Source organism: Nostoc sp. DSM 114160, assembly GCF_053470305.1.
Genome location: NZ_JBPFGO010000002.1, coordinates 1,204,184 through 1,227,218, shown reverse-complemented (window position 1 = coordinate 1,227,218; position 23,035 = coordinate 1,204,184). Strand labels below are relative to the sequence as shown.

At 42.7% G+C, this 23,035-nt stretch carries 18 protein-coding genes, 1 tRNA gene and 2 pseudogenes; 8 read left to right on the top strand and 13 right to left on the bottom strand.

Annotated elements, in window-relative coordinates; genetic code table 11:
* Positions 1-70: 70 nt before the first annotated feature.
* Together NSTCB13_RS22370 and NSTCB13_RS22365 are read left to right on the top strand one after the other, a co-directional pair.
* Complete coding sequence (locus NSTCB13_RS22370) at positions 71-376, top strand: hypothetical protein (protein WP_448273833.1); 306 nt, start codon at positions 71-73, stop codon at positions 374-376.
* Between the two features lie 140 nt (positions 377-516).
* Complete coding sequence (locus NSTCB13_RS22365; RefSeq protein WP_448273832.1) at positions 517-954, top strand: hypothetical protein; 438 nt, start codon at positions 517-519, stop codon at positions 952-954.
* 155 nt (positions 955-1,109) lie between these two features.
* On the opposite strand, the gene NSTCB13_RS22360 is transcribed toward NSTCB13_RS22365, so the two are convergent.
* Positions 1,110-1,181 (bottom strand) — tRNA-Thr (locus NSTCB13_RS22360).
* A 33-nt stretch (positions 1,182-1,214) separates the two neighbouring features.
* On the opposite strand from NSTCB13_RS22360, the gene NSTCB13_RS22355 reads away from it, so the two are divergent.
* Positions 1,215-1,508: a DUF3493 domain-containing protein gene (locus tag NSTCB13_RS22355; protein WP_445630710.1), complete on the top strand. Its 294-nt coding sequence runs from the start codon at positions 1,215-1,217 to the stop codon at positions 1,506-1,508.
* Positions 1,509-1,854: 346 nt separating this feature from the next.
* Here NSTCB13_RS22355 and NSTCB13_RS22350 read toward each other — a convergent pair.
* A pseudogene (locus NSTCB13_RS22350) lies at positions 1,855-3,550 on the bottom strand (DUF1565 domain-containing protein).
* Positions 3,551-3,844: 294 nt separating this feature from the next.
* On the opposite strand from NSTCB13_RS22350, the gene NSTCB13_RS22345 reads away from it, so the two are divergent.
* Both NSTCB13_RS22345 and NSTCB13_RS22340 read left to right on the top strand, forming a co-directional pair.
* A complete protein-coding gene (locus tag NSTCB13_RS22345; protein ID WP_448273830.1) occupies positions 3,845-4,114 on the top strand; it encodes an alpha/beta hydrolase in 270 nt (89 codons plus the stop codon).
* A gap of 13 nt (positions 4,115-4,127) precedes the next feature.
* Positions 4,128-4,385, top strand: coding sequence for an alpha/beta hydrolase (locus tag NSTCB13_RS22340; protein ID WP_448273829.1), 258 nt, complete (start codon positions 4,128-4,130; stop codon positions 4,383-4,385).
* Here NSTCB13_RS22340 and NSTCB13_RS22335 read toward each other — a convergent pair.
* The 7 genes and pseudogenes from NSTCB13_RS22335 to NSTCB13_RS22305 all read right to left on the bottom strand — a co-directional run bounded on the left by NSTCB13_RS22335 (position 4,382) and on the right by NSTCB13_RS22305 (position 13,593).
* Entirely contained in the window at positions 4,382-4,579 is a 198-nt protein-coding gene (locus NSTCB13_RS22335; protein ID WP_322660560.1) for a hypothetical protein, read from the bottom strand. The two genes, NSTCB13_RS22340 and NSTCB13_RS22335, sit on opposite strands and share 4 nt — an antisense overlap.
* 347 nt (positions 4,580-4,926) lie before the next feature.
* Positions 4,927-5,547, bottom strand: coding sequence for a low-complexity tail membrane protein (locus NSTCB13_RS22330; protein WP_445630713.1), 621 nt, complete (start codon positions 5,545-5,547; stop codon positions 4,927-4,929).
* Positions 5,548-5,652: 105 nt separating this feature from the next.
* A pseudogene (infB, locus tag NSTCB13_RS22325) lies at positions 5,653-8,818 on the bottom strand (translation initiation factor IF-2).
* Between the two features lie 479 nt (positions 8,819-9,297).
* Positions 9,298-9,567 (bottom strand): YlxR family protein, encoded by a 270-nt coding sequence (locus NSTCB13_RS22320; RefSeq protein ID WP_322669753.1) that lies wholly within the window; start codon positions 9,565-9,567, stop codon positions 9,298-9,300.
* Positions 9,568-9,701: 134 nt separating this feature from the next.
* A complete protein-coding gene (nusA, locus tag NSTCB13_RS22315) occupies positions 9,702-10,985 on the bottom strand; it encodes a transcription termination factor NusA (RefSeq protein ID WP_445630715.1) in 1,284 nt (427 codons plus the stop codon).
* Between the two features lie 210 nt (positions 10,986-11,195).
* Positions 11,196-11,657 (bottom strand): ribosome maturation factor RimP, encoded by a 462-nt coding sequence (gene rimP / locus NSTCB13_RS22310; RefSeq protein ID WP_322697628.1) that lies wholly within the window; start codon positions 11,655-11,657, stop codon positions 11,196-11,198.
* A gap of 487 nt (positions 11,658-12,144) precedes the next feature.
* A complete protein-coding gene (locus NSTCB13_RS22305; protein WP_448273827.1) occupies positions 12,145-13,593 on the bottom strand; it encodes a hypothetical protein in 1,449 nt (482 codons plus the stop codon).
* Between the two features lie 646 nt (positions 13,594-14,239).
* Here NSTCB13_RS22305 and NSTCB13_RS22300 point away from each other — a divergent pair.
* Positions 14,240-14,923, top strand: a complete 684-nt coding sequence (locus NSTCB13_RS22300; protein WP_448273825.1) for a peptidoglycan-binding domain-containing protein — start codon at positions 14,240-14,242, stop codon at positions 14,921-14,923.
* Positions 14,924-14,954: 31 nt separating this feature from the next.
* Here the strand turns inward: NSTCB13_RS22300 and NSTCB13_RS22295 are convergent, their stop codons facing one another.
* Both NSTCB13_RS22295 and NSTCB13_RS22290 read right to left on the bottom strand, forming a co-directional pair.
* A complete protein-coding gene (locus NSTCB13_RS22295; RefSeq protein ID WP_445630718.1) occupies positions 14,955-15,848 on the bottom strand; it encodes an SDH family Clp fold serine proteinase in 894 nt (297 codons plus the stop codon).
* A 98-nt stretch (positions 15,849-15,946) separates the two neighbouring features.
* Positions 15,947-17,848: a protein kinase domain-containing protein gene (locus NSTCB13_RS22290; protein ID WP_445630719.1), complete on the bottom strand. Its 1,902-nt coding sequence runs from the start codon at positions 17,846-17,848 to the stop codon at positions 15,947-15,949.
* A 302-nt stretch (positions 17,849-18,150) separates the two neighbouring features.
* On the opposite strand from NSTCB13_RS22290, the gene NSTCB13_RS22285 reads away from it, so the two are divergent.
* The gene (locus NSTCB13_RS22285) at positions 18,151-19,071 is read left to right on the top strand and encodes a c-type heme family protein (RefSeq protein ID WP_445630720.1); all 921 of its coding nucleotides are present in this window, start codon (positions 18,151-18,153) and stop codon (positions 19,069-19,071) included.
* Between the two features lie 281 nt (positions 19,072-19,352).
* Here the strand turns inward: NSTCB13_RS22285 and NSTCB13_RS22280 are convergent, their stop codons facing one another.
* Positions 19,353-20,600 (bottom strand): protein kinase domain-containing protein, encoded by a 1,248-nt coding sequence (locus NSTCB13_RS22280; protein ID WP_445630721.1) that lies wholly within the window; start codon positions 20,598-20,600, stop codon positions 19,353-19,355.
* 580 nt (positions 20,601-21,180) lie between these two features.
* The gene (locus tag NSTCB13_RS22275; protein ID WP_448273824.1) at positions 21,181-22,044 is read right to left on the bottom strand and encodes a Uma2 family endonuclease; all 864 of its coding nucleotides are present in this window, start codon (positions 22,042-22,044) and stop codon (positions 21,181-21,183) included.
* Positions 22,045-22,515: 471 nt separating this feature from the next.
* Here NSTCB13_RS22275 and NSTCB13_RS22270 point away from each other — a divergent pair, with 471 nt between their 5' ends.
* Positions 22,516-22,983: a hypothetical protein gene (locus NSTCB13_RS22270; protein ID WP_445630723.1), complete on the top strand. Its 468-nt coding sequence runs from the start codon at positions 22,516-22,518 to the stop codon at positions 22,981-22,983.
* Positions 22,984-23,035: the final 52 nt, after the last annotated feature.

The following is a 23,035-nucleotide window of genomic DNA, read 5'->3' as shown; positions in this document are numbered from 1 at the left end:
CAATGAATTTACTTTTCATTACTTGCTTTATTCTAAGCGATCGCCCCGTAGCAGTTTCAATTTATCGTTTGTGATTTTGGCGATGCCTGGGTTGGGCTACTCCAACGCATTTATCGATTTGGAGTACGCAATTGCTATTTCGGAGTACGCAATTGCTATTTCGGAGTACGCAATTGCTATTTCGGAGTACCCAATTGCTATTTCGGAGTACCCAATTGCTATTTCGGAGTACCCAATTGCTATTTCGGAGTACGCAATTGCTATTTCGGAGTATCCAATTGCTATTTCGGAGTACCCAATTGCTATTTCGGAGTACCCAATTGCTATTTCGGAGTACCCAATTGCTAATTGTACTTATTCTCAAACAAGAAATTGATATAAAAAATGAGTAAAAACACAGGGAAACTCGTAATTATTTCGTTTAACTTGTAATGAAATAAATCCACAAAACTACCCATCTCAGGCAAAAGGATACTCCACTATGTTGAGAAAGGAGTTATTAAAAAAGGATGTGTTATGTCTTTAAAAACTCGTGGATCTGCTGCTATTGACAAAGCCCAACTTCGTCTCGCCTTACTTAAATCTATTGATGAGAATCTGGATTTAGGACATGGGTTAACCATTGAAGCTTACAGTCAGTTAATCAACTCTACCCGTGCGATGCTAGAAGCTAATAATACACTGGTTTCCAATCTGGAAGAATCGCGTAAAACAGTAACCCAGATGGATAAAGCCCTTTCCGAAATGTCTGAACGAATGCTAAGTGGAGTTGCAAGTGTCTACGGCAGAAACAGTATAGAGTATTCCAAGGCTGGCGGCTCTAATCGAAGACGAAGTAAACAATCTAGTTCAAAAGTTACTCCACTTATAGCGGTTCTTACTACTCAACCTACTGAAGCTGCAATTGCCAATGCCTCAACTAACGGTAATGGCACAACTTCTTTGCTGCAATAATTACATATCCAGTAGCAGCGATCGCCAGCATTGCTATAAAATCTACCAATGGCAGTAGTTTGTCACAACGAGATCGATGTGTCACCGACGACAGATAATTAATCACTGTACATGATTTATGTCAAACTCTAAATATTGAGGAATACTTTCATCAAAGCCGATGATGGGATTTGAACCCACGGCCTGCTGATTACGAATCAGCTGCTCTACCACTGAGCCACATCGGCGTACACAATCTAAAAGTATAACACGATTTAATCATGGTAGATCAAAATCCCAAAAATCGTCTTAATCCTGAACAGTATGCCAGTCTGAAAGCAGAAATAGCTGCTCCCTATCGCGGCTTCCGACAATTTTTTTACATTGCTTTCGGCGCTTCTGGCTTACTCGGTGCATTCGTCTTTTTCTTCCAAGTGCTTGCCGGACGCAATGTTGAGAGTGCAATACCAAGTTTAGCTCTCCAAGTCGGAATAGTTGCTTTAATGGTTTTCCTCTGGCGTTGGGAACAGCGTCAGCAACAACGCCCCAATTCGGGTAAAAATCCTAATTCTTAAAGGGGGAAATCTGAGCTAGTTAATTTTTGACTACTTTCTTTTGATATATCTTTTCTTCAAATTTATTCATGCTTTTATGAAGATTAAAATATCCAGAAAGAAAAAATAAAAAAATTATTAGGAAATCCCAAAAAGCAAAAATTTCTGTGAAAATAGAAATGATTGAAACGGGGTCAGCCAATATAAAGACCCTGACCATAAACCCAATCACATTCAAATGGGGTCAGCTATATTTAAAGACCCCAAATTTTATGATTCAAAAACCCTAAAATTAAAAAACCACTATATTGAAAGCGCCAGACTGATAATTTATTAGTCTGGCGCTTCCAATTTGCTAACTAGACATTTACTGAACTGTTACCAAATAAGATGAAGGAATTGGTTGGGCACGTCCAGCATTGACAAGTGCCTGATAAACAAAAGCAGCAACTTCGGCTCTAGTCGCTTCACGATTAGGATTGAGTTGCTTGGCTGTAGGATAGTTGATTACTAGTTGTCGTGCAGTTGCGGCGGCAACTGGTGCGATCGCATAATTAGGAATCTGAGCAGCATCGGTGTAAAAGGAAACGACATTTTGATTACTTGCAGTTAAGCCCAAACCATTAGCTAAAGAGACTAACGCCTGCACTCTGGGAATTTGCTGCTGTGGCTTAAAAGTGCCATCGGGATAACCAGAAACAAATTGACTCTGGTAAGCAGATTGAATGGCAGCGTAAGCCCAGAAATTGCTTGCTACATCCTTAAATTTAATTGCTGGGCGTTTAACTGCTGGCGTTAAAGCTTTAGTGACAATAGTGGCGAATTGAGCGCGAGTTACAGGTTCATTGGGTTTAAAGCTGCCATCAGGAAAGCCCGCAATAATATTTTGGGAGGCTAGAGCTTCGATGTAGCTTTTTGCCCAGTAATTTGCTGGTACATCTTTAAAGGCAACAGCTCCTCCAGGCGGTACATCAACACTGGCGGCAACAAAATCTACAGAGCCAAAAATCTTTTTCTGATCGATATCGTTGCCAACAGCGACAATTTTACTGGTTTTAGTGGCGTTGTTCACATCATAACGAGTGTTATTGCGAATAAGATTGCCACCAGGATTTTCGTTGGTGCCAAGGGTCGGGTGAAGCGTTGACAGTTGCTACTACTCCATCCCGCTTATTATTTTGAATGACATTTTTACGCAATACGGGCTTCGCTGACTCTGAGATAAAAAGACCGTCTTGGTTTTCGATAATTTGGTTTTCTACAACTAGAGGTGTGGAAGTGCCACCGATCGCCAGACCAAAACCAGTATCCTGAAATAAGTTACTCCGAATTTCTCCTTGAGCAGCTTTAGCAATTGAAATCCCATTGCCTTTGTTTTGTACAAAGAGGTTACTTTCAATTTTGGGATTGCCTGTACCCGTGACAAAAACACCTTCTCTGACACTGTTAGTAAAAGTACTGTTTTTGATAGTCGGATTAGTTGACTCCACCCACACAGCCGTACCCCGGCTATTTGGGTTGGTGACGGTGACACCAGCGATCGTGGTATCTTGCTCGGCCAGGATGGTAATGTCTTGTCTGGCAAAAGTGCGACTAGTGTAGAAGCCTCCACCTGTAATCAATATCGCCTGACCTTTAGTAGCTTCATCACCCCGCAGTGTCACCCCTGGTTTAAGTAAAAGCGGGAAGGTTTCACCACTTTCTTGGTTATAGTTACCAGGTGCTAATTGAATAACTGCACCTGCTTGGGCTTGACTGAGAGCAAAACTTATGCTTTTGTAGGGTGCTGCCGAGGTGGCACCAGCACCAGCCCTATCTGCACCAGTTGCTGGATTAACGTAAATCGCTGCGGCAGTTGCAGGAGCTTGGGCTGTGCGAGTTGGGGCGATATTTTCTGGATGAGTCGCACCAGCATTAACCTCACTAGATAGTAGTATCGATCCACTAGAAACAACAAGTATTGCCGTTAGTCCGGCTCCTACGCGCAAAGTGTATCTCAGATGACTGCTGGAAAGAAGGCGAAAATTTTTCGCAAAAGTAATGTAAGAACCCCGATATTTCATTTTTTGAGTCTGTGATGTGCTGAATTACGGTATGTCGAACAAGGTTAAAGATAACAACGTTGTAGCTGCTCTAAAACCCATGCAAAACTATACTGGATGATTAGCACTGATTCAGCTAAATCTACTAGAGAGGTTACAGAACTTATACATTAGTTATATTGGGTTATTCAGAACATTTTCTGAGGGGCACTATGAAGATGAGGCGATTTTTAGTATTCTCTAAAGCTAGATGCTGCAACTAATTCTGCTGGAATATCATCACAAAAAAAGCAAACTTATTGGAAATCGAGAGAAATGCATTTTAATTTTTTATGGCTGCATCGCGTCTTAGTTTTAGTAAGCATTATCTGTCTTCTGTTTTTGTCCACTCCTGCTGCCTTTGCGGCAGAACGAGTAGTGCTGAAGTATGGTATTTTCCGTGAATCACTTTCTGTAGAGGAAATATCCACCTTTGCCCAAACAGGTGAACTCTCAGGTTTACTAAAAGTTAATGTAGCTTTGGCGCGACAAGACCCCCAAAGCCATTCGTCAGTATTTAACACAGCCAATAAAGGTAAACTCTGAATTTTTAGATAAAGTGCTCAATAGCCAGATTGGTAATATTATTTTGGATCGAGTTAGTCAAGTTATTTCTACACCGTCTCAAAGAGCAAATCGGCAAGCTTTACGAGCCGCTTTGGTACTTGCTGCGAATCAAGACGGGCAAGTGTCGCTGATTGAAATTATTAAGAATTATCCCACAAATGAAGTGGAAGTTGATGGCGATCGCCTGCAGGGTGCATACCGTCAACTCCGTCGTTTGCAAACAAACCTACAAGATTTATTTGGTCTTTAGTAAGCTAAAGTTTCTAAAGTTTCTCTTAAATACCGTTGTACCTGATGTTCTAAGCGAATTCCCTCTAATTGAGCATCGCGTTCTAGTTGCCAGCGTTGAAAACCGGAACTAGTGGAGATCGCACATTTGAGGCTATACCAAATTTCAGTATCGGCAGAAAATTGGCGATCGCTAGAAGCTGGAATTTGAGCCATAGTTCCTCATTCCTTTGTTTTTCTTCAACGGTAACTGGATATTGGTAATGGGGCAAACAGGGCTTAGGAGTGCTGTTAGCGTCAGATCGGCGTTGAGCCAGTGCTGAGTTAAGAGTTAGTAGAGACGCGATTAATCGCGTCTGTACAAGAGTTAGGAGTTTTGTTTATCTCCTTGCCCCCTCACTCCCTCATCTCCCCGCTCCTCGTTCACTGAGCGTAGCCGTACCCCTCCGGGGAAGCAAGCTACGCGCAGCATCTCGTAGAGAAGTGCTGCACCCCTGCATCTTCTGATTCTTCTGATACTTATTTGTAGCCCTTTAAAGTTAAATAATATACTTTACGGGCTGCTACGAATCTGTATTTATCTTAAACAAGGATTGTAATAATCGAGGCACGATTTGATTAACTCGCACCCCTAAAATTGTGAAATCTTGCTTAATCTTTTCTAAAGATAATGGTTCTATGCCAGCAAATTCTGTGTCATTCGTCACCAAAACTCGCATTACACTCACAGGTACTTGTAAAAATAGATTGCCACCCAAAAATGCTAATCCCGCCAGCACTAGTGCAAGACTGCGCCATTGTGGGAGAAATTTAGCTGAATCTGCTACTAATGGGGCAATTTGGTAAAGATACCACAGTATCAAAACCGACAAGGCTGCTGCCACCAATGCCAGAATCCGATTTACCTTTGTATTAATTAAACAGAGAATTTTTCGCTGCCGCTCAGTCAGATTTTCTGGTTTTTGGGCTATTCCTAAAAGAGCAAATATATAAAAGGGGCGACGCAACTGCATCCATAGCAGGGGGAGAACACCAATAGCGGCAACTAAGAATAGCTCCATCCAAACTGGTAAAAATGGCTCGCCTACAGACAAGAACAATAAGCAGAGTACTAAAAAAACAGGCAACGTCGCTAATCCAGCGACGTGAATCCACAAAATAGGTTCAGAGCGAAATGAATGCATATTTTAAAAAGTTATGAGTTAAGAGTTAGGAGTTGGGAATTAGCAGTCTTTAACTCCTAACTCTTAATTTATTACTCCTAACTTCTAACCATTTTACCCTGAACACTATCTCGTTAAGGTAAGAGTGCGGCGCTTCGTAACCATCTGATAGGCTTCGATGATATCACCATCAACCCAATCATTGAATTTATCGATACCAACACCGCATTCATAACCGGCGTTGACCTCACGAGCATCTTCTTTCATCCGTTTTAGGGAGTCAAGAACGCCTTCATAGATCACCTTACCGCCGCGTCGCACCCTGACTTTGCAGTTACGAACTAGCTTGCCAGATTGAACGTAGCAACCGGCAACCGCACCACGACCGACTGGGAAGACGGCACGGACTTCGGTTTGACCCAAGGGTTCTTCCACCAACTCTGGCTCCAAAAGACCTTCCAAGGCATCTTGGATATCTTCTAGGAGTTTGTAAATTACGTTATATTCCCGGACATCGACACCTGCTTCATCGGCGGCTTGTCTAGCACCACTGGCAAAGGTGGTGTTGAAGCCGATAATTACAGCGTTACTAGCAGCTGCTAAGTCGATATCTGTTTCGGTGATTTCCCCAGCAGTAGCCAACAACATCCGAATTTGGACTTCGTTTTGCGGGATTTGCTTGAGCGCTCCCACAATGGCTTCTACCGAACCTTGTACGTCTCCTTTCAAGATCAAGTTGAGTTCTTTCAACTCGCCTTCTTGTGCTTGAGCCGAGAGCGTTGTCAGGGTAACACGACCCCTGTAACAAACGGGATAGGCGTTGTCTGTCGGCGCGATCGCTAGCAAGCGTTCTGGCTTCTTTTTCGTTCTCGAAGACCTCGAACTCGTCGCCGGCTGCTGGCACATCACTTAAACCTAGTACCTCGACGGCAAATGAAGGAGAAGCAATCTCTACTCTCTTGCCTCTGTCATCTACCATTGCCCGAACTTTACCGAAAGCCGAGCCAGCTACCAAGATATCTCCCACATGCAGGGTACCATTCTGAATTAGCAATGTAGCAACTGCTCCCTTAGCTTTATCCAGATGTGCTTCAATCACAGTTCCTTTGGCGGTACGATCTGGGTTGGCAGATAGTTCTGCAACCTCTGCTACTAAGAGAATCATCTCTAAGAGCGTATCCAGGTTTTCACCTCTGATGGCGCTCACGGGAACCATGATCGTATCACCACCCCAGTCTTCTGAGGTCAGACCATACTGAGTAAGTTCTTGTTTAACGCGTTCTGGCTGTGCCCCTTCTTTGTCAATTTTGTTAATTGCAACAACAATTGGCACTCCCGCAGCTTGGGCGTGGCTAATGGCTTCAATGGTTTGAGGACGGACACCATCATCGGCAGCTACTACCAACACGGCAATGTCTGTTACCCGCGCTCCTCTGGCCCGCATTGCTGTAAAGGCTTCGTGACCAGGAGTATCCAGGAAGACTATCTGCTGTGGTTTGCCCTCATGTACTACATCCACATGGTATGCACCAATGTGTTGAGTGATCCCACCAGCTTCGCCAGCAGCCACTTTGGTTTTGCGAATTGAGTCGAGCAGGGTTGTTTTTCCGTGGTCTACGTGACCCATGATTGTCACGACAGGCGGACGGCGGTGGAGATGTTCTAGGTCTTCTGCACCGACCATTTCCGTAATTTTCCGAGCTTCTGCTTCTCGTTCGGCGGTTTCGACTTCTATTTCTAGTTCTTTTCCTACCAGGGTAATTGTCGGAATATCCAGATTTTGAGTGATACTCACCGCCATACCTTTAAGGAACAGGATTTTCACAATCTCTGTATCGGGAACGGCTAATACGTCAGCCAGTTCTTGCACAGTCAACGGCCCTGTGATCGTCACTTTTTCGGGGCGTTCGCGCTTTGTCTCGCCTTCTTGGCGACGGTTTTGGTGATTGTCGCGTCCAGAACCAGACTTGGAACCAGACCTAGAACCAGACTTTTTGGCTCTTGCAGTTGGGGCGCTAGCAAGGGTTGCACCTGGTATCTGTACAGGTCGAGTCGCTTTCGGTTTGGGAGGACGAGCGATAGAAAGGCTGACTTGGACTGTGGCTGGTGAGTCGATATCGTCATCATCCAGCAAATCTTCTTCAAACTCATCATCCAGTATCGGCTTGATTCGCTTACCTTTGACGCCAGCTTTTGACTTCTCTTTAACTTCGTCAATTATTTCCTCTTCTACCCACTTTTTGCCGCCTTTGGTCGGTCGAGGTGGACTTGGGCGTTTCAAATCGAGGAGATCGGGTGTGACTGGTTCATCACCCAATCCTTGAGATTTGCTCGCTATGCCTGACATCTGCCTGGGGGGAGTAGCGATCGGCATTGCGGCTGCTACTGCTTCACTTGGACGTGCCGGTCTGGGTCGTTGCCCCTCTCCCAGTTGTGATGGAGCAGATGGTCTATTAGCTCTCTGCTCTGGTCTGCTGGGTGCAGGGGTGGGACGACTTGCCCTTTGTGGCGCACTTGGTGGAGACTGGTCTGTTGGCAGTTTAGCGACTCTCGGCTTAATTTGTTCGCGATCGCCTTCTGTGGGTCGTTGCCGTTGGTCGCGCTTGAGGATCGGTTTATCTGCCTGAGATACTGGCGGCTCATCTACCACCTGGGCTTCTTCTGCCGCAGGTCTGGCTGGAGGAGCAACTAGTTGTGGTTTGATCGGTTTTTCCGATTTTGGTCTAGGTGGAACTATTTTTTCCGGTTTTTGGGATGCTATTTTTTCCGGTGCCGGACTTGGATTAGGCGTTTGTTCCAAGTTAGCGATCGAAGGTTGCTCTTGAGTCTCAGATTGAGTCCGGGGCACAGGTCGAGTTGGTGCTGCCGGTTTTTGGGGTGAGACTGGTGTAGCGAAAGGCCGTGGCGGAGAGGGAGGATTAGCTTCAGACAAGGCAGCTTGGGTATTGTTAGCAAGTGACGCCTCTGGGGCGTTGGGAGTAGTATTTCTCAATATTTTGGGTTTGCGTATTTCCAAAATTTGCTGTTTGTGGGGTGCAGCAGGTCGGTTACGTCCGCCGTTGGGTGGTGAATTTGGTTTATGGCTGGTTGTACCTAGTTCCTTTTTGGCTGACACATTCGTGGCTGCTAGCTTTTCTGCTGCCGCCCGGATGCTTTCTGCCTCGGATTCTGAAATCGTGCTGCTATGACTTTTGACCGCAATATCGAGCTGGTCGCAAATTGCTAGTAGCTCTTTGTTATCCAAATTCAATTCCTTTGATAATTCATAAATTCTAACTTTGCCGTTGTTCATCCACTCTTCCCCTTTAATTTACAGTTTTAGCGGATGGTTGCCTGGTTTGCGACATCTCCATCCTTGGATTACTGTTTTTAGACTGCCGTTCAGTTTTTGCCGGTGCCTCCAATCAGGAAAGAGAGATGTTTCGGTTTAATAATGGCATCCCCACCAGGAATGATGGTTGAGGGATACCCATAAAAATTTCTTAAATAAAAGATTTTTATAGGAATCCTTGACGCCGAACTGCGCCTGAGCGCTACCAGGTTGCCATTTTGTAGTTTCTTGTTTTGTTGATTCTGAGTCTTCCACAACACAATCGATTACATTTTATTCTGGGAATGTTGCCTCGCCCCTCGTTATTGGAGAGCCGAATGCCTTTTACACCCATTTACTATTTTGGCACTAACCTTAACGATCTATAGGGAGTGTGATGAAAGCGCGACTTCGGCTTTTGACACAATTCCTTTAATGATTACGTCACAAAGTTGTTCCAATTAAATTTGGTTTTGGGTATTACTGCGCGCTAGACGTTGCGACAAGCTTTGGTACAGTGCTTCTGGCACTGATGCATGTAGCGATCGCCCTAGTCGATTTTTTTTTTGAGCCGCTTGTAAGCAACTCGTTTCTGGACAAATATAGGCAGAACGCCCCATGCCCTGATCCAATTGTACCTTTCCCGATGGAAAGACGCGGACAATCCGCCAAAACTGATCTTTTGAGCTTACTTTCCGGCAGCTAATACAGCGCCGATAATTTGGTTTCATCGGTTCTTTGCCATCTCAGTCCAGGATAATGGAAGTAAAAATAAGTTTATTATTACTATTTTTTACTTATACCAAGTAGCTTTTGAGACTAAGACTACAATCTTACACTATCAAAACTTTACAAAATTAATCAATTATTCATCATCGTTATTGTCAAAACTATCTTCCTCTTCTAATTCGTTCTGATTTTCATCCTCGAATTCTTCTTCAAAGTCCGGGTCGTCTTCTGATTCCTCTGATTGATATTTTGTTCTGACGGCTGCAAATTTGGTATCCTCTGCTGCATAGTCATACTTAGCTTTGTCTTTAATGTCTATTTTCCAACCAGTCAGACGGGCTGCCAAACGGACGTTTTGTCCTTCTTTCCCAATAGCCAAACTCAATTGATCTTCAGCTACAAGTACGTGAGTTTGCCGTGATTCTGGGTCCATTAAGCGTACTTCATCTACCCGTGCTGGACTTAAGGCATTAGCAATGTATGTTGCTGGGTCTGGCGACCAGCGAATTACATCTATTTTTTCACCGCGTAATTCGTTGACTACCACTTGAATTCGCGATCCCCTAGCTCCAATACAAGCGCCTACTGGGTCTACATCGCGATCGAGAGTATCTACTGCTATTTTAGTCCGGGGGCCGACATAACGGGAAGGGGGGTTTGCCTCCCTAGCTACGGCAACAATCCGTACTACTTCATCTTCAATTTCTGGGACTTCGTTGGCGAAAAGATAAACTACCAAACCAGCATCAGCACGAGACACAAGCAATTGTGGCCCTCGTTGCTGACCTTGGGAGACTTTTTTCAGATATACCTTGAAGGTGGCATTTGCCCGATAATTATCGTTAGGCAACTGTTCCCGCTTCGGTAATTCGGCTTCTACTTCTGGTTGACCAAAGCCGCTGCTAACTGCTAGAACCACTGATTGCCGTTCAAACCGCAGGACTCTTGCTTGGAGAACAGTTCCTTCTAAATCTTGGAACTCTTCTTGCACCATCTGGCGCTGTTGATCCCGTAATTTTTGCGCCAATACTTGCTTAGTTTGCATTGCCGCCATCCGACCAAATTCTCCTTGGTCGGGGGTAACATCCAGCACTACAGAGTCCCCTAACTGCGCTTCGGGAGCGACTTGTTGAACTTCGTCTAGAGAAATTTGGTGATCTGTATTATCTACTTCTTCAACAATGGTTTTGGTAGAAAGAACGCGAAATCCTTCTCCTTCAATATCGAGTTCTACTTCAAAATTTTCAAAATAATCTTCGTCAAACTGTTTGCGCTCTAAATTTTGGGCGCGGCGATAACGTTCATAGCCTTTAAGTAGTGCTTCTCTTATAGCTGATTGAACCGCAAGCCGGGGTAAATTCCGTTCGCGACTTATACTTTCAATTAATTCTTTTAATCCAGATAAAGTAACCATTGACATAAGCAATCTCCTTTAAAAATTAGGAACTAGAGACTGGGCATTGGCATTGGGCATAGGGAAGAGGACAAGGGGACAAGGAGAATTAGGGACAAGGGGAAAAACTTGTTGCAAGTTCTCACCTCTTGTCACCTTGTCACCTTGTCTCCCTTGCTTCTCGGCTCCTCTGCCCCTCCAATACCTAGTCCCTAGCCTCTAGCCTTAGTAACTTGTTTATCGGCGCTCCTCTAACTGCACCTTAGTAATTAGGGAGCGGGGAATTTCGACTACACGACCTTTTTGATTTAAATAAAGTGCTGTCTCATCCCGACGAATCAACTGACCAATCCACTCTTGTTGTCCGTCGTAGGGTGGCGTTGTGGAGATAATAACAGGAAATCCTTTAAAGGAAATAAACTCCCTGTCTGTTACCAATTGCCGCGAAATACCAGGACTAGACACTTCCAAGACGTATGTATCTGGAACGATTTCCGCAGCATCTAAGGAGGCTTCTAAAGCACGGCTCATCCTCTCACAATCGTTCAACCCAGTGTCTTGCTCAGGATTGCGAATGTCTACCCGCAACACTGGTGGACTTTGGTTAGTATGAAAAACCACGCCAACCACTTCCAATCCCAGTTCTTCTGCAACTGGTGTCGCCAAATCAATAATTTGTGGAACTAAAGGATGAGCCATGAGAGAATTCAATAAAAAAAGTGGGCATCGACCCACTTCCTGCGATAGGTATATCTTCCAAGAAGTCTTGTGACGAACCAAATTATGATTCGCCTAATTCGAGTTTAGCGCATTTCTTTTATAGTCGTGTATTGGGGATTGGGCATTAGACCTCTTGCAAAAGTAACTTTTGCACTCTTGCGGGAAAAGGGGAAAGGTTTTTTATTCCTTTTCCCTTTTCCCTACTTCTGCAAGAAGTCTATTAGAAAAGAGGAGGCAGAAGGCAGAAGGCAGAAGTTCTTGAATTTTGAATGCGTGAATTTTGAATTGATTTCTCCCCTGCCCCTCTGCCTTTCTGGGGCAGGTTTTTTTGATTAGACAAATTTTTGGGATTTTAAAACCAAAACCATTGTCTGAGAACTTAAAACTACGTTCAATAATTGAGAACATTCTCAACTATTTATCGAAAGCCTAAAAGCCTGCCCTTGAAAGTGCCCCTCTGCTCTCCCTACCCTTCCCGTATTTTTGGGAGAGTAGCACCTTTATCCACTACCACCGGAACTGATACTTGTGTTCTTAGCTGCCGGGTTTGCTCGATAATTTGGTCTATGTCTTCTTGGGATAAACGCTGGACGTAGTTGAGTTTGATTTCCTCTAAGAAGTCAAAAAGTAAACTCTGAATTTCTGAGAGTACATGTTTTTCCTTGATTTGAGATTCTAAGACCTTGGTGAAGCTTTCTAGTAATTGACTGGTGAGTTGTGCTCCTACAGGGTCTTCAACAGCGCTAACTAAAGTTTTGTAAAGATTAGTTGTGATTTGAGTCGCCAGTTGTTCGCTTAACTGGTTTTGAGCCTGTCCCACGCCAGGGAAGTTCTGGAGGTTGCGGTAGACAGGGACTTGATGGAAAACGGTTTCGATGTTGTGGCGCAGAATGGCAACGATCGCAGGTTGGATATCAGGTAGCACTTGGTAGACAATTGTTTTTACCAAAAGACCTGCGATCGCTTCCACTTCATTCACATTATTAATATCTATGTAGGGACGTAAATTTTCTTGTTGCGAGAGCCAGTTTGTTAACTCACCCCGCTGAATTGAACCCTGAACCTGATTAATCACCCTCACCACGACAATTTCTGTCAGTTCTTCGGCAAAATTGGCAACAATCCCCTGATTAAGTTGCTTTCGCACTGGATGCAGATTCAATAACTGCGCTTGATCGAGGCGAATTAATACAGGTATGATTCGCAACCCTCGCCAAAATGGCAGTAGTAAAAATAAATCGTACCAACGCCACAATAGTGCTTCTAACCAGCTAAAACCGGGATGTTGGCGTCTGAGCCAGAAGGTGCGCCCCAGCAATTCTACGCCAAATAAAATCAGAAAAGGTAAGTCAATAAGCCAGAATTTATCAATAAAATCGCCATTTTCCCCGATTTGGCGGTAGTAGTTACTGGCGATCAAAGGGCGAATGCTTTTGTTAAAAAAATTAATTTCTTCAAGCCAGTCATTTTGTGATAAGTATGGCTGACTCCAAAAAGTAGCAAAGGATTGTTTTGCAGATTCTTTACCGATGTGCGATCGCATCCTTTGTTTGATTTTCTCCAGCGTCCCACTCTTATTCGCTCCTGCAAACGGATTACTGTCAATCATCTCGCTACTAAGACGACTTATTTGTATTAACCTGCTATTTACCTGAGGCGACTGTAACCCTGTTTGCCTAACTTGTTCCTCTAATGCGTCTACTGTTTCTAGATAACTTTTTGTGTCTCGATGACTTTCAATACCTTTAATTGGGTCATAAATCTTAGTAATTTGAGGAAGTTTTCGCAAGTAGATATCTCGCCAAGGTACGTAACTTAAATCAAACAACACTAAACCTAAATTTACTGTCGCAGCAATTGCCATAAATCTTTCAAACCAAAGATTACGCTGCTTATAAGATTTTATATTTTTCATTTCTTGTAATATATGATACTTGTTGAGGTATTTAAAACATAAATTTTTTCATTTATTAATTTTTTGCTCTTTCTAACCAATTACAGCAATTTCCAGTCGAGTAGACCCCCAGTAGAAGTACACATCTGTCATGGGTATCAACTTCAGCCCAAAACAAAACTCCTTTAAAACCTCTTTTCCAGTCATAGGCTGAAAATCCTCCTCATTGCAGCACAGCCACAGGTAAAGAGACTAGACTTCTTGGCATTTGTGGGGAATTGGGTTTGGGGTAAAGGGGAAGGGGACTTTTGCAGAACCTTTTCCCCTTCCCCTCGCCCCTTATCCCCTTCTTGGGGCCCCACTTTCCTCTTTTCCCGACAAATGCCAAGAAGTCTAATGCACAGATGTGATTTTCTAACGCAGTTTTGGGTTAAAAGGGTGGGTATATTCGCTTCAAATGATAACCACTGTATCTTTGCTAATACAAGATACTTCTTTTGATGGATGACAGAAATTGTTGTTTAAACATCTAGCTAAATTTAACAAAAAAAAATCACAATTTGTTCAAAATTCATTAAATAATCGTGAAAAAAGTTATTAAACAAACTTAAAATGCAGCTGTTAACGTTTATGATCCTGCTGATTTGACCCAAAGGAGTTTTTAAGTATGTGGTGTGGGTTTGGAAAATCAAGCGCAACCTTTGCTGTTACTTGCCTGATGACTGCTAGTTTGGTAATTGCAGACACAGGTTTTGCAGCCCCTCAAAAAAGTTATACGCCCCAGCAATTCCGTGAAGTATTGCGGGGATTAGGCTATAACGTCAAGGTAACAAACACCGCTTTGACAGACGAGGAAACTAAAAAGGCAATTCGAGAATTTCAGACTGGTTATAAGCTAAAACCAGTTGATGGCATCGCAGGGCCAAAAACCCAAAATTTCGCTGCTAACATCGTTCAAATTTTGCACATAAATTTAAATGCAGTGGTGAAGCCAAATCCTCCCCTACCGCGCGATCATTTTTATGGTTCCCGCACGGAAGAAGTGGTGAAGGAGTATCAGAAGAAATATCAGTTGCAAGAAACTGGAATTGCTAATTTAGCACTCCGCCAAAAGCTGAATGAAGAAGCAAAGACACTCTTCAGCCAGCCGACAACTAAACCAACAACTAAACCGACAACTAAACCAACACCGAGAGCAACACCGAGAGCAACACCGACAGCGACACCAACGGCTACGCCAACGGCTACGCCAACGGCTACGCCAACAGCGACACCGACAGCGACACCGACAGCGACACCGACAGCTACGCCAACAGCTACACCAACAGCTACACCAACAGCGACACCCTAGTTGCCAGAAAAAACTCCTACCCCAAAGCCGCTCAAGCGATCTGATTTGGTTCTTCTAAGGGTCTGCCCTTTGGTGTAGGTAGAATTGGACGGCGGTCATTGTAAGGCATAGGAATATACTGCACGCTGGGTCGTCCTCCTTGTGGCTGTGGGTACAGATCCATGAGATCATAAATAGAATGGGGCAGTCCGACGGTTACGGGCAGCCCCATTTCTGTTGCTTCTTCAATAGTGATGGGATAGTCATGGGTGACGCGTCCAGTTGTCAAGGCTTCAATAATCGGTTCGATATTTTCTGGCAAAACTTTTTGCTTAGGTATACTGTCTTTTAGCAAAGTTCGTACAAACCGCTGTACCTGCCCAATTGCTTTGCGTGATAGGTCGGCCATAATTAGGGTTTGGTCATCAATCTCACTGATGGGTTTATCTTCAACCACTTTCAGGATACTGGCTGCGGGGTAATTACCCAATTGGGGATCAACTGGCCCCAAGACAGCGTTAGCATCCATAATAATTTCATCAGAGGCGAGGGCAAGCATTGTACCGCCACTCATAGCATAGTGAGGTACAAAAACTGTGACTTTTGCTTGGTGGCGAATTAATGCTCTGGCGATTTGTTCCGTAGCCAAAACTAAACCACCAGGAGTGTGCAAAATTAAGTCAATCGGCACTTCTGGGGGTGTGAGGCGAATTGCTCGCAATATTTGTTCTGAGTCTTCGATAGTAATGTAGCGAGATAGGGGAATTCCCAAAAAGCTAATGGACTCTTGACGGTGAATCAGTAAAATCACCCGACTTTTGCGTTCCTGCTGAAATTCTTGCAAAGCACGCAAGCGCCGATATTCAATTTGACGTTTTTGCCAAAGGGGTTGCAAAGAAGTCAGAAGGAGAAAGATCCAGAATAAATCACCAATACCAAAGCCCATATAATTTATTTTTGTTCAAAAATAACGGTTGCCGTCATTATTGTCACAAATTTGGGGCGATCGCAGTTCTATCTGTAGATTTATAGAAAAATTACGAATTATTTACTACCCCTTCGCCAAATTTTAATCGTATCGTCATCACTACCGCTAACTAGGGTTTGGCCATCGGGACTGAAGGCGACACATCTAACATAGTTAGAATGCCCTGTAAGTGTGCTGATTTCTCTGCCACTGTGTATGTGCCACAGTTTGATTGTGTTATCCCAACTGCCACTAGCCAGAAATTGTCCATCCTGGCTAAAGGCGACTGACCAAACTGAATCAGAATGACCAATGAGAGTACGAATTTCTCTGCCTGTATTTATATGCCACAGTTTAATCGTGTTGTCACCACTGCCACTGGCGATAATTTCCCCATTTTTGCTGAAGGCAATACAGTTGACAAAGAAAGAATGGCCTGTGAATGTGTAAATGTTTCTGCCTGTATATACTTGCCACAATTTAATCGTGTAATCATTACTGCCACTAGCCACCAGTTGTCTATCCTGGCTATTGGTTGTAAACGTTCTCGGAGAGTAGGCGACTGACGAAACTGGGTCGGAATGACCTGTGAAAGTTTGGATTTCTATGCCTGTGTTTACCTGCCACAGTTTGATTGTGCAGTCAGCGCTGCCACTAGCCAAAAACTTGCCATCTGGACTAAAAGTAACGGAATTTACCCAATTAGCATGACCAGTGAGAGTACGAATTTCTTTACCCGTGTTGACATCCCACAATTTGATTGTATTATCCCAACTCCCGCTAGCTAAAATTCCCCGATTTAGGTCTGCAACTCCCGCAGATTTGCCGGATTCGCCTTGATAAGAAAGGTTTGAAGAGATTGGGATTGGGCTAAAGGCGACGGAATGAACCATACTGGAATGACTAGAATACCAACGACCCAGTTGACGCACTAGCTTGCCAGTGTTCACTTGCCAAAGTTTGATGGTCTTGTCATTACTGCCACTAGCAATAAATTGTCCGTCTGGGCTAATGGCGATCGCATGAACCATACTAGAATGACCTTTGAGGGTCTGTACGCATTTCCAGTTCTGCCGATCTAATACAATAGGTACAGGTAGTTGCTGCTTAGGGCTTATCACTAGAGTAGATGATGTTTTTGTTACATACCCCTCTGTCTCAGAGCCTAATAAATCCAACCACTCTTGCACAGATTGGGGACGATACGTTGACTCCAGATCCATGCCGCACATAATAGCTTGATTTACCCTGTTGCTGATGTTGGGATTAAAATATTGTGGTGGTTCTAAATTGATATTGTGTCGTCTATCATCTGCACTAGTTGGTACAACTGCGGTAAGCAAGTTATACAAAGTAGCAGCTAGGGCGTAAATATCAATGTATTCTCCTCGCGGCGCTTCTGATTCATACTGTTCAGGTGGAGCAAAACCAGGAGTACGATACACTGTATGCCTTTGAATCGTATTAGGAATAAATTCTCTAGCGATGCCAAAGTCTATCAGCACTGCTTCTAATTTATCAATGCGGATCATGATGTTGCGTGGTTTGAGATCCCGATGCAACAGTCCTTTAGAATGGATTAGGGTCAAAGCATCGCCAATTTGCCGGATGTAAAGTAGTGCTTCTGCTTCTGATAGCACCCCTGTTCGCCTTAAGCGCTGTGCTAAGTCTTCCCCTTCGATGTAATCCATCACCATGCAGGGCAAATTCCCTTCATCAAAGATGGTTTCTATCTGTACTATATGAGGGTGGTGGCACACAGCCAGCCGAACTGCTTCATCACGAAAGTCTTGCCTTAACTTGTTTCGGTGGAGTATCCAGGCGGGGTGATTCAGGATTTCTTCTTTGAGGGTTTTAATCACTCGCTGTTGATTTCGTTGATTTCTGGCAAGATAAGTAATGCCAATTCCGCCTTCACCTAGTTGGCTTTCAATAATGTAGCGTCCCCCGAATAAAGACTTTCCTGCATTCCACACCATTAGTAATATTTGACAATTGCTGGTATTTATTTTGGCACGGTATCAGAACAGCCAACACGAATTTTTAGGAATTCCATTTGAATTGCTGTTGTAGCTTTTGAGAACTTAGTTACTTAGATAACATTTTGATTAACCTCAATAATTACTAATAGTATAAAGTTTGAATATACCCTCATAGTTTTGCCTAAACTATGCCCTTATACGAAAATATGAAACTTGATTGCTCATGCTAGAGTAAACAGTAACTTTAGATATTAGATATATTTGTTCATAATAATTTGACTTGTAGGTAATCTAAAATTATGCTAAAGAATTTAAATTTGAAACAAAAATTTACAATTCTGCTACTAGTAATTTTGACATTTGGTTTGAGCTTGAGTGGATTTACTCTTTCTTCTCTACTGAGGGAGAATGCTAAACAAGATATTAGCTCCACTGGTCTCATGCTCATTCAAACAATGAGTTCTGTTCGTAAATATACCAGTACTCAAGTAAATCCAGAGCTAGTTGATAAATTGGCTACTGAATTTTTGCCGCAAACCGTTCCTGGATACTCAGCACGAGAAGTGTTTGAAATTTTACGGAAAACAACAGACTACCGTGATTTCTTTTATAAAGAAGCAACTCTCAATCCCACAAATCTTCGGGATAAGGCTGACGGTTTTGAGACGGAAATTGTAGAACAGTTCAGAAATAAATCAGACCTTAAAGAAGTTAGTGGATTTCGCTCAATTCCTGGTGGGGATATCTTTTATATTGCTCGTCCCTTAGCAGTGTCTGAACAAAGCTGTCTGGCCTGTCATAGCGTACCTGAAGCTGCACCTCAAAGTATGATTAGTCTTTATGGTGCTGCTAATGGATTTGGGTGGAAACTTAATGAAATTGTTGGCGCTCAGATTATATCAGTACCCGCCAAGAATGTCATTAATAAAGCAAATCAGTCTTCTTTACTAATTATCTTGATTGTATCAGCTATATTTATAGCGACTATCCTATTAGTCAACTTGTTCTTGAATCGACAAGTTGTAATTCCTCTCAAACGCATGACTCGTATAGCCGAAGAAGTTAGTACGGGACATATGGAAGTTGAATTTGAGCAGATGTCTAATGATGAAATCGGTAATTTAGCTAGAGCCTTTAAACGGATGCAGTTAAGTTTAGAAATGGCAATGAAAAGAATCAAACGTACTCAAGGAGGTACAGGCGATTACAATAATTCATAATGATGCTCTCTACGAGAGGCTACATTTAGCTTGCTTCTTTGCAAAGGTACGTGAACTATCTACTGCTACGCTAATGCAATGACTTCTGTAGAAGACCTTGCGTGTAGCTTTGCTAAAAAACCTTGTTACTTTTATGAAATATCTTGACTTAAACTTATACCAATTCAATTAATTATTGCAACACATCCTTGGGTAAAGACGCGATGAATCGCGTCTCTACAAATGCTCTATTTGTCGCATTCTTTTTTAAAAATGGTATTACTTTCATGATTTCTATATTTCTATGAAAATAAGCTTTTTTTGAATTCAAAAGCTGCTTGAAAGTTAGGAATTTCCTTAGTTACAAGTTCAATGAATTGGTCAGCTGAAATATAAGGATTGTGAGCTAGTATTTCTTCTATAATCAGATTTGCCATTGGTCCGATGTGATAGGCTAATTCTTGCTGGCAATGTTTGATAAATGCTGGTTGGAGTAAAGATTGTTGCTGTTGTTCAATTTTTCGCCCATTTTGTGGACTAGTAGGTGAATTAAAAATTGTTTCTTCAGGTTGGTTATATGACTGCGATATGGCTGACATAGCCTGAAATTCAGGGTTAAATACTGTAGCCGGCAAATCATCAACCATGAATGCAGAAGATATTGCTATTTCTGGTTCTCCAATACGTTCTAAATCTCTAAGAACTTCGCTGGCTGTTTGGTATCGCTTGTTAGGTCTATCTTCCAACATACAATCAAGCACTTGAGCAAACTCATCAGTAACATAGGTATAATCACGCCAGTTCCATTCAAGTGAGTATTGATCCATTAATAAAGATGGATCTCTAGCTGTGAGTAATACAATAGCAGTTACACCCAAAGCATAAAGGTCACTGGAGGGTGAACATAAACCCAAACTAATCTGTTCGCGGGGAGCATATCCAACTTTGCCGACAAGGGACATTTTGCCAACAAACGTTACCTGGTGGTTGGAACTTCTTCCTTCGTTAATATCAGCAATTTGCTTGCCTACCCCGAAATCAATCAGCACTGGCAGATCCTTGCCATCGGGTAACATGATGTTGTCTGGAGAAATATCTCGATGGATAATGTTGTGCTGGTGAACATATTCCAAAACAGGCAGCAGATTCTTTAGCCACTGGATAACTTCGTCTTCAGAAAAATTTCTTCCTTGACGTTGCAGTTCTCCTAGCAGTCTTGAATATGTTTTACCATCAACATACTCTTGTACTAGGAATAGCCGACCATCTCCTTCAAAGCAAGCCAAAAACTTAGGAATTTGAGGATGTTGCAATTGATGAAGAATTTTTGCCTCTCTTTTAAATAAGTTCCGATATTGTTCCAGTCCACTTTCGCCTGTGCCAATGGGTGCAAATTCTTTGAGAACACAGGCTTCATTAAACCGACGAGTGTCAAATGCTAAGTAAGTTCGTCCCAATCCTCCCTGTCCTAGAAGTTTTTGGATTATATAGCGGTTATCGATTAGAGTTCCAGCAGCTATTTCTGGTCTTGTCATAGGGGACTGTGACATCATCATCGCACTCCTAGCGATTTTGTTATTGATAAATTATCTAATTTGCTGAAAGTCAGAAACTCTAGCAGATAAGGGCTGATAACATCCTTTAAATTGAGGTTAGCACCACTATCAAGCCAAGGAAATACACTTTTCTACAATTTTCTGATGGTCTTGTGTTACCAAATAGACGATTTTAACTTGAGTAATTCGATCGTAATACTAATACTTAAGTATTTTAGACGCTGCAACATAATCAGTGTCTGCGGTAATATCTGCAAATGTTCAGGGCATCGCCTTTGAGATTTGCTGCTGAACCTTATCCCCATAGTTACCCAATTGAAACTGGGTTGAGGAACAGTAAGGATATAGCGTGACATCATGGTTTTTCATAAAAAATGAGGTTGCTATAGACTTGCTGAAAGAAATATTATATGTATTTCAAGTGCTAAATATGCGATCGCTCTCAAAAATTAATCTTTCTGAGAGCTAATATCATTATCAGATAGCGGCTTCGGTATCAGCTATCAAAGTTTTCATTACAAGTGATTCCTCAAAAGCAGAAAATGATGCTGCGTATCAGAAAAGACTCCTGAAGCTACAATAATTCATTTAGTTCATCAGGATTCACGCCTAACTGGCGCAAACGTTCTGCTAATTGTTCAGCTTTTCGTTTGGCTTGAGCAGCTTCTTGTTTCGCTTCTGTAGCTTCTTGTCTAGCTTCTGTAGCTTCTTGTTCAGCAATTATAGCTCGTTCAGTTGCAGCAGCAGCTTCCTCTGTGGGTGCAGGAATTAATTCTCCCGTTAAAGTGAACCACCTTAACCACAATTTTTCAATATCTCGAAATGAACCTTGCCATAAGCCTAAACTTAAATTTATCTCTGGCATTAGTAAGCGCCCTTCCGTCAAATTCATCGGTTCATAGTGACCGCCGACTAACTGAAAAGCCCGAAGTTCATTAGTGTAGCGACTAAAAACAATATAGTAGGGAATCCGCAAAATTCGCTCATAAACTTCCCATTTGCTAGGAGGTTTATCTGCTGCACTTTCTCTTCTTGTGCCTAAATCTTCGTCTTCCGTACCTGGAGATAATAACTCAACAACCACGAAGGGATTTGCTGGTTCTTGCCAAGTGACATAACTTAACCGCAAGTCTTGCCCTTTATACCCTTTATATAATTTTCCTACACCTACTACACCAAACCAATCTGGGCGCTTATACCACAAAGGATGCTGTAAATCATAATAGAGATTAAGGTCAGCCGCACTGTAAACTAGTTCGGGATTCCAGTTCATGGGCTGGAAAGTTAAGTATAAAAGTAAGGGTTGTAAAAAGTGGAAATCGTCTGGCAAGCCTGGTTCCTCTGGGTTGTCACTTGGTAAATCATACATTGTTGGTAGGGTTTCCCAAGGAGGAAGCGGCGGGTCAGATTGAGGGATGTAATGGGGAGAAGAAGTCATATTAACAATTCAAAATTCAAAACTTGTACTGAGCGTAGCCGAAGTATTCACGCATTCAAAATTAATGTTATTCCACAACTAGCTGCGAAGTGTTCATGCACCGCTCTGCTAACGCCAAATTTGAAGATTACCTTTGCTACTATTATCTCTAAATGTTCGGCTTCCTTGGGTAAAATGCCACTCAATACTTTTCGGATAAGCCTAACAATCTCTCTTTTGGTCTGGGAAAAGGTTAAAGGGCAAAGGGGAAAAGGTAAATTCAAACCCTTTCCCTTTCCCCTTTCCCCCAAAACCCGAAAAGTATTGAAATGCCACTGAACTCTAATCGTGAAACTTGCTCAAGGTTGGTAATTAGCAAGATATCACTTATTTAAAGGTAAAAAAAATTTTCTTAATTGCTTATAAATAACTATTACTTTCTAAATTACTTGGGGAATACTGGAATTTAGTCCCATTAAAGGTGTATGAAAAATGGCAGATAATAAAGTCAGTGCAAAACTTTCTTCCGCAGACAGGGAAGCCGTGATGCAAGCTATTACTACTATCCGCGAAAAGTTACCGTTCTTGATTGATTTGACAACCGAGGAACGTAAAGCTTTACCCAAGCTGGGCGATAAGAGTCGGGCGTTTGTGAGTAAAGCTTTGGAAATCGCCACACAAAACCCTGACTTTTTACCGCGTTCTTTTGACTTGAATGAAATGCGTCAGGATATCGAACTATTTGAAGCCCTGTACCCCATTATGCTGTCGTTGACGCAACTGCAAGGACTGGTGGATGATACATCTGTGGCTGTTGGTAGCGAAGCTTATGCGGCGGGTTTGATGGTATATAACTATGCCAAAGTTAGTGGTAAAGGCGCGGGTTTAGAGTCAATGGTTGATGATTTAGGGCGAAGATTTGCGCGGAAAGCTAAAAAAGCGCAACCACAAACTTCATAAGTCGAGAAATTAACTCGACGCTTGTACCTAAAAACATAAAACTTGTTGCTCT